Here is an 11,877-nt window from a genome sequence, read left to right on the forward strand (position 1 = left end):
TTCAGTCAGGCGTGCGCCGCGTCAACCACGATCAAGCAACAACGCGCCAGACTCGCCCTTCAGCCCCTTGGTGGTTCCAGACAGTGTCGATTATTCGATATGCCAACGTTCTGTTGCACGCATAAGCTGTCGTTCCTCGGCTACTGCGGCGAAGCAGCCGAGGTATCGCAACCATAACTGGAGCCTCTATCGACGCACTACTTGTTCGTCGGCGCCACCTGGAGAGCGGGTCGCTCGGTATGAAAGAAGAGCAATAGGCATGCTATCAACAGGCAGACCACACCGGCGCATGCCATGGCGAGTGCGAAACCGCCGGCCATGGCAGACCGATACAGATCGGAGACCCATGCTTGCTGCGTCGGCAACATATGGTCCAGCACTGCACTCCTCGCCATTCTTGCAGGATCGCTCGCGCCCGCCGCCGCGACCGAAACCGTCAGTTGGCGGACAGCGCAAACGCTCATAGCGCTGCCCAGCATGGCGATCCCCAAGGTCATTCCGGTTTGGCGCAAAGCGTTCATCGTAGCCGACGCAATGCCCGAGCGCTCCGAAGGCGCATACCCCATGACCATCATGCCGGTTGCGGGCACGGACAGCCCCATCCCCAGCCCCAGGACCGCAAAGACCAGCTTGATCACGGCATCGGACGTCCATGGCGTGAAGGAAACCATGATGCATAGCGCCAAGCCGACCAACGCGTAGCCCGCAACCATCAGCAATTTCAGCGAAAAACGCGCTGCGAGGCGACCGAACAAGAGCGATGCCGCTGCCATCACAGCGAACTGCGGCACGAGTTGCCAGCCAGCCAGCGCGGGCGCACTTCCTTTCGCTTGCTGAAGGTAGAGAGACAGAAAGAAGAGACTGCTGTAGGCCGAGAAGCCAAGCGCAAACGACGCCAGATTCGCCAGTGCCAACGAGCGGTTGCGGAACAACTGCACGGGAAACAGCGGCCGCGGCACACGCGTTTCGATCCAGACGAATGCGACGAACCCCACCAGGGCGATGCTCAAAGGCTTCATCACCTTATCCGGAGAGGTGCCGTGCTCACCGATCCCGATCAGGCCGTAGCTGAGCATCCCCAACCACACCATGCTGAGCACCTGCCCCACCGGATCAAACGCCGCGTGATCGGGATGCTTGCGTTCCGGGATGCCCCATGCGCCGAGCAATGCTGCGGCGATGCCCAGAGGGACATTCACGAGGAAAACGCTCTTCCAGCCAACATGCTCGACCAAGAGCCCACCAAGCAACGGCCCGGAAATCAGCGCAAGCGCATTGAAGGCGGACCATCCGCCGATCGCGCGAGCGCGTTGGCGCGGATCCGGGAACGCATGAGTAAGGATAGGCATGGCGCCGGGAATCAGCAACGCACCGGCGATGCCTTGAATCGCGCGCCCCCACAGGAGCATATCGAGGCGGCCTGCCGCCGCGCAGGTAATTGATCCAAGGACAAACAAAAGAACACTGCCAAGCCACACTCGCTTATGCCCATAGCGGTCCCCCAACGGCCCGGCCGACAGCATCACGGCCGATAGGGCTATGGCATACACGTTGACAACCCATTGCAGGCCGGCCAGATCGGCCCGCATTGCCAGTTGAAGGGTCGGCAGCGCTACGTTCACGATACTGATATCGATAGAAGCAAGAAATGTGCCCAAATAGGCAGCCGCGACTAAGGCGGGAAGGCGATATCTGTGCATGGCGATCCATTAGATAGTCTGAAAGCAGTTCCCATGCTATATATTGACCGACCGTCGGTCAATAATAATCGCTCGCGATACCGTGAGCGTTGTCAAGACTGCAAACTCTTGTGCGCCAGAGGCGGCGGTCGATGCGGGTGAACCAGATGAGTGATTGAATCGGCGGCGCACCTGGATACGCACTAGTGTCACAGCCTGCGTCGAAACGTACCGCATCCCCGCCATCGTTTAACTCACCGCCATCATGATCGAAGCAACCGCGGAACGAACGCCATGCCGGATCTGCCGGAAGCGATGCAGGAGGGTGGGACACAGGCCGGCACGTGGCAGCACTGGCAGTGCTCGTATCACGGCCCTGCCGGCCCACTCGGGCACGCACGGCGTCATCGACGACGCCATTGCAGCCCGGCAGAGGAATGTGAGCAAGTCGCTCAAGGCGTCGCCAGCGTGGCTGCACCTGGTGGGTAGAACAGGGGAGCCCTGGCTCGTCAGCCGTTACCGCCGATCATGCCGACGAGCATGTCGATGCTGGGAGCCCGCTCCAGGTCATCGACCAACGCCGCGATTTCTTCATGATGCGTGTGGAATCCCGCGCATGCTGACTGGCCGCAGCAGACCCGGAACTTGTTGAGCAGTTCTTCGATCCCCAGCGGGTTTTCCGGCCAGCCCTTCCCATAGGCAGCGTCGATCGAGAAGCACTCTACCTGCTGCTCCGTGATACTGAGGCGGCATTGATCGAAACGCTCGAATTCCGGAACTTCCACCAGCTCGATGCGCTGCGCCAGCTCGACCACCATGGTTTCGCGTGCGGCATCTGCATGGAATTCACTGGGCGTGGCACTTCCGCGCAGCAAAGCGTTGGCCGTGACGTACTGCGCGCTAAATTGGGCATCGATTTGCGCCGTATCCGACGGTTGGTAGTGAGCACCGCACACCATGCGCATGGTCGGCGAGACTTCGAGGCGGATGTCGCATGCGTCGAGCCTCAGTCCCAGTATGTCGGATTTGGCGGCCAGCAGTGAGTCGGTCAACGCGAGCAGAATGCTGCAGTGGGGGTATGCCTTGAAGCATGTCTCCGCTCGTCCCAGGAACCGTACTCCCAGGTCCGCCGTGAGAATGGACAGATCCGGCTCGCCAGGGGCATAGAGATTGAAGAACCCGTTTTCGCCAGCCAATATCCGGCGCGGCCCGGTCACGCCCGCCTGTGCCAGAATGGCCGCCTCGATGGCATGGCGCGCGATCAGCCCCTGTCCGAAGCGCACCGACATCACCTTATCCTGATAGTGCTGGAATGTGCCGACGCCGTAATCGAACGCGAGTCCGATGGCGTCGACATAGCGCTCCGAAGGCAGGCGAAGCAGTCGCGCTGCGATGATCGCCCCCGAAAACAGGCCCAACACATTGGAGTCGAAACCCCGGTAGAAAAAGCCATTGCTCTGCGCGGCGAGATTGATCCGTTGGCCGATGTCCTGACCGATTGCCATCGCGGCCAGCATCTCGCGCCCGCTGGCCCCGGTCATCTCCGCTATCGCCAACGCAACCGGCAGGTCCGACGAGCTCGGGTGCCAGCCGGGAGAAACGACGTCGCAGTAGTCCAACGCGCGGGCGCGCACCGCATTGACGAACGCAGCTTGACCGGCAGCCAGCCGCAGGTCCGAGCCAAGTACGGTTGCCTCCGAGCAGCCACTGTAGCGTTGCGCGAATTCAATGGCCTGCTGCACGCCAGCCGCATCGTAACCGGCTGCCAGGCATGCCAGATGATCCAGGAGACGCAGGCGCTGGAACGCCATCACGTCTTGCGGGATTTGCTCGACATCGGTCGAGAAGGCACTCTGCGCGAGTATCAGGATAGGGTCGACGGTTGTCATGTCAGGGTCTTCTCTAGGACAGGCGAAGGGAAAGCAACTGCAGGTTCGACGTGCTGTCCGTCGACAATCACGTGCAGGTGACCTTGAGAGCAGTGCTCGACCCGCGCACGCACGCCGTAGACCTGCGCGAGAAGCGAAGGCGTGATGACTTCCCCGGGGACACCGAACGCCAGGACACGGCCCTCGTGCAGCACGGCGACGTAGTCGGCAAACCGCAGCGTGTGGTTGAGGTCGTGACTGGCCATCAGCACGCACAACCCGCGCTCACGAGTCAGCCACTGCAACAGCGCCAACAGTTCGAACTGCCGCTGCAAATCGAGCGCGCTGGTGGGTTCGTCCAGCAGCAGAATGCGAGGGTTCCGAATCAGCGCTTGCGCAATCGAAACCAACTGACGCTGGCCGCCGCTGAGCGTTTGCAGTTCGCATTGCGCGATACCTTCGATCCGCAGCTGTCGCAGAAGCACGGCCACAGCATCCAGTTCATCCGCGGCGATGCGCCAGCCACCCTGCTGCTTGCACGCGAGCAGCATGGCTTCAAGCACGCGCAACGCAGCGCCAGCAAAAATGTCCTGCGGCACGAACGCCGGGCGATTGGAATGCTGAGACGGCCAGAACTTGACGGGACGACTGTCGACCTGGATCAAGCCCGGTCCGTCGAGATCCCCGGCGATTCGCCGCAGCAAAGTGGATTTTCCGGCGGCATTGGCGCCGAGCAGCGCGGTCAGGCTGCCGGGTGGCAAGGGGCCGATGTCCACCCGGTCAAGCACCCTCCGCCCATCAAGCGTGGCGCCAACGTTTTCGATGCGCAGCAGTTCCATCAACGCATCCCTTTGCGCACGATCAGTACAAAAAACAATGGCACGCCGACCAGCGAGGTGACGATGCCGATCGGCAACGTCTGCCCCGCAAGAACCACCTTGCTTGCCACCGAAGCCGCCGACAGCAACGTCGCCCCGCACAGCGCCGCGGCCGGCAGCAGGAACCGCTGATCCTCTCCGACCAGCATGCGCGCAATATGAGGCCCGATCAGCCCAACGAAGCCGATAGCACCGACGAAGGAAACGCAGACGGACGCCAGGAGGCTGCTCAGCACGATGATCCGCAACCGGAGTTTCGCGACCGGGACGCCCAGCGCGCCGGCACGGGCGTCCCCCAGGCGCAGCGCCGTCAAGGCCCACGCATCGCGCATGAACGCGACGAGTACCAGCAGCAAGGCGCCCGCCATGATGGCCAGCCGGATGCCATTGGTACGGGTCAGGCTTCCCATGCTCCAGAACACCACAGCGGCCAGAGCCTGGTCCGGGGCCATATATTGCAGCCCCTGAAGCAACGCCGTGAACGCAAAGACCAGCGTGGTCCCCAAGAGGACGATCAACTCACTGCTCATGCCCCGCCATCGTGTCACGCGGTCGATGAGCAGAACCGCGCCCATGGCCATCACAAAGGCATTGACCGGAATGATGTACGGAACCAGTGCGGCGGGAAGGACGCTGACGCCCAGCACCAGGCCGAGTGCGGCACCGAAGCTGGCCGCGGCTGACACCCCGAGTGTGAACGGGCTCGCCAGAGGATTGTTCAGCACGGTCTGCATCTCCACGCCGGCAACGGACAAGCTGGCGCCCACCACCAGGGCGGTCAGCGCCGCCGGAATGCGGATGTCATGCAGCACCACCCGTACTACCTGGGGGGCATGCGGGCTCCAGAGCGAGGAGAACACCTGGTTCATCGGGTAATGCGCTGGCCCTACCGACAGATCGGCAAAGCTGCACAGCAGCGCCAGCAGGCCCAGCATGGCAAGCCACAGCAGGCGTCGCTGCACTGAGCCGGCGTACAACTGCCACATGCCGGATTGTTGAGCCCCTTGGGCATGCTTACCCGCATGCGCCCGACTCGCCGACCAGGACGACGACTGCCTGCCCTCAGGCTTGGCAACTGCTACTTGAATGCGCGCCATGTCACCACCGATAGGAGAGCGTTGCGTTGATCACCCGGTCCTGACCGATGAAGCAGTACATCTCCGAGGTGCAACTGGCCACGTAGGACTTGTTGGTGAGATTGCTCACGTTGAGCGAGAGCGTCGCATCATGTCCGATGAGGTATCCAAGATCGTAGCTGGCAGCCAGATCAACCAGCGTTGCCGACGACACCTTGAACGTGTTGCGCGGGTTGCCCCAGGTCGAACCAAGATACCGCACGCCGCTACCTAGGCGCAGCCCGGCGAGCGCGCCCCTGAAACTGTAGTCCAGCCAGGCACTGGCAGAGTGGCGCGGTGTTCCGGCGGGTGATTTGCCTCGGTAGAGCGAATCGCTGACCAGGCTGCTGTCCAGGTAGGTGTAGCTGGCGATAAGATTCAGGTCGCGCGTCAGCCTGGTAACCGCCTGCATGTCCAGCCCGCGCGAACGCAACTCGCCAGCCTGCGTCCAGTAACCCAGGTGCAGTACGTCGCTCGACTTCACGTTGGTCTGGTTGGTCTGGAATAGCGCGACGGCCAGCATGGTGGTGCCGCCTGGAGACTGGTACTTCACCCCCACTTCCGTTTGCCTCGCCTCCATCGGAACGAAAGCGCGTCCCTTGAAATCGGCACCCAGTTGCGGATCAAATGAAGTGGCGTAGCTGACGTAAGGCGCAAGGCCACTGTCGAAGACGTAGCCGAGCCCGACACGTCCCGTCCACTTACTGTCTTCTTGCCGGTGGGACGTCCAGACGGGCGAGTAGGTCCGCGAGGTGTCGTCGGTGCGGGAGCGGTCGTAGCGGCCGCTGAGCGTCAGCCGCCAGCGTCCGTAGACAATTTGATCCTGTGCGTATACGCCCACGCGCTGGAAATCCTGGCGCACGTTGTATGGCCAGTTGACGCGACTGTCGGTGAAATCCGGTGTCGCGTGGGGCCGATAGTTCACGGGGTCGTACGGGTCAAACAGTACCGGAGCCATCCGATACGAGTCGCTTTGCAGCCGCCCCGTCGCATAGTCCCCCCCACGAGCAACCGATGGGTGGTGGCTCCCAGAGAGACCTCACCGGTCAGGTTGTTGTCGAGTTGAAACGTGTGAGAGCTGGCCGGGGCGAGGCCATAGGTGCCCTCCAACCAGAGGTGGCCGCCCCGGTCCTGGTAGCCGTAGATCGACGTGCGCCGAATGTCCGAGTTGATGTACATGTAGCGCATGTTGCTGTTGAACGCCCAGCCGTTGCCAAGCCGATACGTAAGCAGTGAACTGACCGAGTCTTGCTTGCGTGACGACCCTTCGAAGTCCATGTCGGTATAGTTGCGATTCCGCATCACCCCCGGATACCGGCTGCCGTTCAGCCCAAGCGCGGCCGCAGGCACGCTGTTGTAATTCGGTATGTCCGGCTCCCACGAATGCGTCGCCAGGATCGTCCACGAAAACCGGTCATCGGGGCGCCAGGTCAGCGCAGGTGCGAAGTAGATGCGCTTGTGGCGCACGTCTTCCACCTGCCCGTGCTCATCCAGGCCCGTCGCGGTGAAGCGGTACAAGAACGTGCCGTTGGCGTTCAGGGGGCCCGTGCTGTCGACACCAATCTGCAGGTGTCTGAAGCTGCCCGCTTGCATCATGATTTCGTGCGCGGATTCACGCTGCGGCCGTCGGCTGACCTGATTGATCACGCCACCGCCGCTCCCCTGTCCATACAGCGCGGATGACGGCCCGCGCAGCACTTCCACACGCTCCAGCGTGTACGGATCGATCTGCGGCGTCCAGGTCGACGTATTGCTGATCACGCGCAGCCCGTCCAGGTAGTAGTCCGCATCGATGCCACGGATGCGCGTGAGGTCCAGTTGCGTTCCAAAGCCGCCGTAGCTTTCGCTATTGACGCCGGCGGCATAGCGCAGCGCCTGGCTCGTGGTGGTCGGCTGTTGCGCCTCCATCTGCCGGCGGGTAACCACGGAGACCGACTGCGGTGTTTCCAGCACGGATGTACGCACCTTGGTCCCCACAGTGGCGGCCTCGGCCACATAGCCTCGCTCCGGCCCATTGTCTGCGCCGGGCTGCCGGCCGGTGACAGTAATGGTCTGCAGTGCAGGGGAATCCTCCTCTTGAATACGGGTAGTCGATGGATTGCTTCCTGCGGCCTCCCGCGCCCACGCGCCGGAAACACCAGCGCAAGTTGCCAGCATCAGCGAGAGCGCGAAACGGCGGTGCGAAGACGTGTAGCGGGCCCGAGCCCCTCCATCCGGTCGGCGGGGCCTGGTTTGAAAATGGCGTTGCATGTTTGTTTGTCAGTGCTGTCTCGAGTCAAAGGGTCGTTCGCAATGGGCGCCGGGTTGAGAGCGCATGCGCACCGCTGCAACCGACGGCCTTGACGAAAGATCTTCTGACAGGCGCGCGCCGGGAACGGGTGTACTTGCCATCCGGATAACCGTAACGGGAAGGAAGCGGCTCAAAGGGCTATTGACCGACCGACGGTCGTAGTTAATAATAACCATTTTCATTTGTAAGTCAAGCAATGATGCACTACGCCGCGAGCAATAATTTGAGTCTCAATTGCAATTGACCGACCGACGGTCATATGTTAATAATTCTCACTCATAAAACAAACACAGAGGTGGGGAATGACATCTGGACGGATCATCGGCCTACTGACCGAAATAGGGCTGCAGCCCGAACTACTTCGAACAGCGGCGAGTGACTGGCAACTGCGAGCAGACCTCGGGTTGAGCTCGGCGGAAACGTTCAAGCTGCAACGGATGCTGGAGCAGTTGGGGTGCGTCGGCTTTTCGCTTTGGGGGACCCACGATCACTCGCTGCAGGAGTTGGAGCAACTGATCGACTCGGCACCTGCACTTGCCCGGCCGTCTGCCGTTGCCGCGAGCGACGCGGCGAGAGGCGCTTGATGAACGGCCACCCTGCCCTCCTGAACCAGCGGCTGGCGGCCGCCCTGCAAACCGGCGAAGACGCTCCCGCACTGGTTGCCGCCGGCACTGTGATCTCATACCGGCAGTTGATGGTGCAGGTCGCCGCTACCGCGGCACGGCTTCGCACTGCAGAGACCGGCAAAGGCGACCGCGTCGCGTTCCAGTTGCCCAATTGCGCCGATGCCGTCGTGTTGATGCTTGCGGCACTGATGACGGGAGCCGTCCCCGTTCCCATGCTCCCCGCATACCGGGAACGGGAACTTCGACACGTACTCAAGGCGACGCGTCCCCGCGTCATTGCGCTGACCAAAGGCAATCGGCGCTTCAGCGCGGCGCGCGTCGTGACCGACTTTCTCCGCGACGAGAACCTTGATGTCGCGCTTCGGCTGCTCGACGGTTCGCCGGGCGATGAACATGCGGGCTGGCGCGACCTTGGCCTCTTCTGCTCCGCGCCCTCCGACGCGACCGCGTTCAGCGAATGCGCCGCTGCCGAAATGCTTGCCGAGGATACGGCGATGATGCTGCTATCCAGCGGCACGACGGGCTTGCCGAAAGCCATCGCGAGACTGAACGGCGGCTACAGCTACATGATCGCGAAAGCCTGTCGGGTATTTGAGCTCAGCCGCCAGTCCGTCTACCTCGCGGCCATGCCGATCTCGCACGGCTTTGTCATCAACTGTCCCGGCATGCTCGGCACCCTGATCTGCGGCGGAACCGTCGTCCTGGCATCCGATACGTCGGTTCAAACGGCCCTGGAGCTCGTCAGCGCACACGGGGTAACTCACACCACGCTCGTTCCGGCATTGCTGACGCAATGGCTCGAGCAAAGCGATGACCTGCCCGCCAGACCCGGCACATTGCAACACGTCCAGGTGGGCGGGTCGCGCCTGTCCCCGGACCTCGCCGCTCGCGCCGAATCGAAATTGGGCATCCGCATTCAGCAGTGCTACGGAATGAGCGAGGGGCTGCTTTGCTTCACCCGCAGTACCGACACCGATGCAGTCCGCTTCCATTCACAGGGGCGTCCGCTGTCCGAGCAGGACCAGGTGCTGATCGTCGATGAAAGCGGTACGCCAGTGCCCTGCGGCGCATCCGGCGAACTGATCACCCGCGGTCCGTACACGATCAAGACCTATTACAACGACCCGCTAGCCTCTTCCCGCGCCTTTACACCGGACGGGTACTACCGCACCGGCGACCTAGCCCATCTCGATGCCGATGGCAACGTCTATATCGACGGGCGCGTGACCGACTCCATCAACCGCGGCGGCGAGAAATTCAGCCCCGAGGAACTCGAAGAATTGAGCAAGGGGCACGCCCGGCTCAAGGACGCCGCCTGTGTCGGCATGGCCGACCCGCGCTTCGGCGAAGTGGCCTGCCTGTTCGCCGTCGCGCATGAAGGCGAACCGTTGTTGCTGTCGGATATCCGCCAGTATTTGGAGACGGCTGGCGTCGCGTCGTTCAAGCTGCCGGAGAAACTCGTTCTGGTCGACGAGATACCCCGCAAGGGCATTGGGAAGATCGATCGCGCATTGCTCCGGGCAAGGGTTCGCGACGATGCCGAAGGTGCCGGACAGGCATCAAAGGCGGCACTGCTATGAGACACCTGCAAACCCAAGCCGAAGGAGCCGTGAGATTCAGCCTTGCGGGCGCAGCGCCGGTGCGGCACCAACTGGTGATCTTTCCGCATGCCGGCGGCAGTACGGAATTCTACCGCCCATGGCGCGACCACCTGCCGGCGGATGTCGAGCTGATCGTCCTGCAGTATCCACAACTCGGCGCAGGCACCGCCTCGGCCTGGGACGATCCCGTCGCCGCGGTCCGTCGTTGTACGCGAGGGCTGGCCAATCTTCTGGGCGTCGCGCCCATCACCGTCTTCGGCCACAGCATGGGCGCGCTGCTGGCCCTGCATGTCGCCCAGGCCCTGGCACCGTTGCGATTTCGAATCGAACAGCTCGTCCTGTCATCGCAGATGACGCCGGCCGCCCTGCAGACCGAGCTTCGAACGGAGCAGGACATCGATCGCCTCGCGCAACAAGCGCTGGGGCTCGGCGAAGTGGACGGGTTGAGCCGGATCGGGGAAGACGCTCAACACCTGCTGGTTTCCTTCATTCGCCAGGATCTCGCGCTGTTGCAAAGGCTGGCGCCGCTACCCGTCGGCGAATTGCCGGCAACCCGCATATTCGGCGGCGACGAAGATCCCCTGGTCGACCGACCCAAGCTCGCCGAATGGTCTGCATTCCTATCGCAACACCTGACACCAGAGGTATTTCCCGGAGGCCACTTCTATCTTCGTGACCAGGTACCGGCCGTGGTGGACGCCCTCCTGAGGTCCCATCGTTCGGCACTCGCCTCATAAACACTCAACTCAAATGCGCAGTGGGAGACTCATCTTGGATTTTGAACTGTTCAATGCTCAGCCAGCAGCCCCCGCATTCGGAAAAGCGCTGGAGCTGTTCCCTCAACTGAAGGCCTATCGCGATTCGCTAGGCAATACCCCGCTGGTAGAGGTCCCGGGGCCGACGAACGGCGCTCGCGTGTACGCCAAGCTGGAGTCCAAGAATCCGTCCGGCTCCATCAAAGATCGCGTGGCGTTCGGCCTCTTCTGCGACGCGATCAACGCCCACGACTTCAGCAGCGGCCCGCTGAAGCTGCTCGATTCCTCAGGCGGCAACATGGCCAAAGCCCTGGCTCACCTGGGCAATCTGTGCGGACTGCCGGTACACGTGGTGATTCCGGATTCTGCTTCGGACGAGCTGCTGCAATCGCTGAACGACAACAAAGCAATCGTCACGAAGGTGGATCGCAGCCACTTTCTGCTCGGCATCATCGCCCGGAGCCAGCAGATCGCTCGCGAAGAACCGGGCTGGACGCTGCTGTCTCAACACTTGAATCTGGTGAACACGGCGGTGCACCAGCACCACACCGGCACGGAGATTTGCCGCCAGCTCGACGGCCGCCGCGCCGATGCCTGGGTCGCAGCCGTCGGCACCGGCGGCACGCTCGCCGGTGTCTACGCGGCGCTGGCGCAGCAGAATCCCGATGTGCGCGTGGTCGGGTGTACGCCCGACGAAATGCCCTTCGGCACCATGGCGCCGCCAAATGGCAGCGCCCGCTTCGCCGGCGCCGGCGGCTTGGGCTACGGATTCCGCCAGCCGTTCGTTTCGCTGATTCCTTTCGCCGTGCCATTCCAGACGGTCACGCATGCCGAGTCGCTCAAGGCGATGTACCGTTTCCTCGAGGAAACGGGCATCCCGATCGGAGGCTCGGCCGCCGCCAACTGGATCGTCGCGTGCAACGTCGCCGCCGAACTCGGACGCAACGCCACCGTCGTGACCGTATTCGCCGATGCCGGCAGCGACGCCGACCGCGAGCGCGGCCGCCAGCTGATGGAAAGTGACAAGAACCCTATCGGGAACCCCGACTATGCCAATGCGTGAGC

Annotated in this window: 10 protein-coding genes; 4 read left to right on the forward strand and 6 right to left on the reverse strand. The window is 62.6% G+C overall.

Going from position 1 to position 11,877, the window contains the following annotated elements; all coding sequences use genetic code 11:
• Positions 1-197: 197 nt before the first annotated feature.
• The 6 genes from AQ610_RS28780 to AQ610_RS37760 all read right to left on the reverse strand — a co-directional run bounded on the left by AQ610_RS28780 (position 198) and on the right by AQ610_RS37760 (position 7,790).
• The gene (locus AQ610_RS28780) at positions 198-1,700 is read right to left on the reverse strand and encodes a DHA2 family efflux MFS transporter permease subunit (RefSeq protein ID WP_006027793.1); all 1,503 of its coding nucleotides are present in this window, start codon (positions 1,698-1,700) and stop codon (positions 198-200) included.
• A 488-nt stretch (positions 1,701-2,188) separates the two neighbouring features.
• Complete coding sequence (locus tag AQ610_RS28785) at positions 2,189-3,568, reverse strand: MmgE/PrpD family protein (protein WP_006027794.1); 1,380 nt, start codon at positions 3,566-3,568, stop codon at positions 2,189-2,191.
• Positions 3,565-4,386, reverse strand: coding sequence for an ABC transporter ATP-binding protein (locus AQ610_RS28790; protein ID WP_009916022.1), 822 nt, complete (start codon positions 4,384-4,386; stop codon positions 3,565-3,567). Before AQ610_RS28790 ends, AQ610_RS28785 begins: the two co-directional genes overlap by 4 nt.
• Positions 4,386-5,411, reverse strand: a complete 1,026-nt coding sequence (locus AQ610_RS28795; RefSeq protein ID WP_009916021.1) for a FecCD family ABC transporter permease — start codon at positions 5,409-5,411, stop codon at positions 4,386-4,388. The genes AQ610_RS28790 and AQ610_RS28795 overlap by 1 nt, the downstream gene beginning before the upstream one ends.
• A gap of 112 nt (positions 5,412-5,523) precedes the next feature.
• Positions 5,524-6,498, reverse strand: a complete 975-nt coding sequence (locus AQ610_RS37755) for a TonB-dependent siderophore receptor (RefSeq protein ID WP_231749012.1) — start codon at positions 6,496-6,498, stop codon at positions 5,524-5,526.
• Positions 6,462-7,790 (reverse strand): TonB-dependent siderophore receptor, encoded by a 1,329-nt coding sequence (locus tag AQ610_RS37760; protein WP_231749013.1) that lies wholly within the window; start codon positions 7,788-7,790, stop codon positions 6,462-6,464. The genes AQ610_RS37755 and AQ610_RS37760 overlap by 37 nt, the downstream gene beginning before the upstream one ends.
• Positions 7,791-8,132: 342 nt before the next feature.
• On the opposite strand from AQ610_RS37760, the gene AQ610_RS37765 reads away from it, so the two are divergent.
• From AQ610_RS37765 to AQ610_RS28820, 4 genes are read left to right on the forward strand one after another with little or no spacing between them, the layout of a single operon-like run.
• Positions 8,133-8,414, forward strand: a complete 282-nt coding sequence (locus AQ610_RS37765; protein ID WP_009916018.1) for a hypothetical protein — start codon at positions 8,133-8,135, stop codon at positions 8,412-8,414.
• Positions 8,414-10,036, forward strand: a complete 1,623-nt coding sequence (locus tag AQ610_RS28810; RefSeq protein ID WP_006027798.1) for an AMP-binding protein — start codon at positions 8,414-8,416, stop codon at positions 10,034-10,036. Before AQ610_RS37765 ends, AQ610_RS28810 begins: the two co-directional genes overlap by 1 nt.
• The gene (locus AQ610_RS28815; RefSeq protein ID WP_009916017.1) at positions 10,033-10,794 is read left to right on the forward strand and encodes a thioesterase II family protein; all 762 of its coding nucleotides are present in this window, start codon (positions 10,033-10,035) and stop codon (positions 10,792-10,794) included. The genes AQ610_RS28810 and AQ610_RS28815 overlap by 4 nt, the downstream gene beginning before the upstream one ends.
• 34 nt (positions 10,795-10,828) lie before the next feature.
• Entirely contained in the window at positions 10,829-11,875 is a 1,047-nt protein-coding gene (locus AQ610_RS28820; protein WP_015602768.1) for a PLP-dependent cysteine synthase family protein, read from the forward strand.
• Positions 11,876-11,877 lie beyond the last annotated feature (2 nt).

The organism is Burkholderia humptydooensis (assembly GCF_001513745.1).
GTDB classification, from domain to species: Bacteria; Pseudomonadota; Gammaproteobacteria; order Burkholderiales; family Burkholderiaceae; genus Burkholderia; species Burkholderia humptydooensis.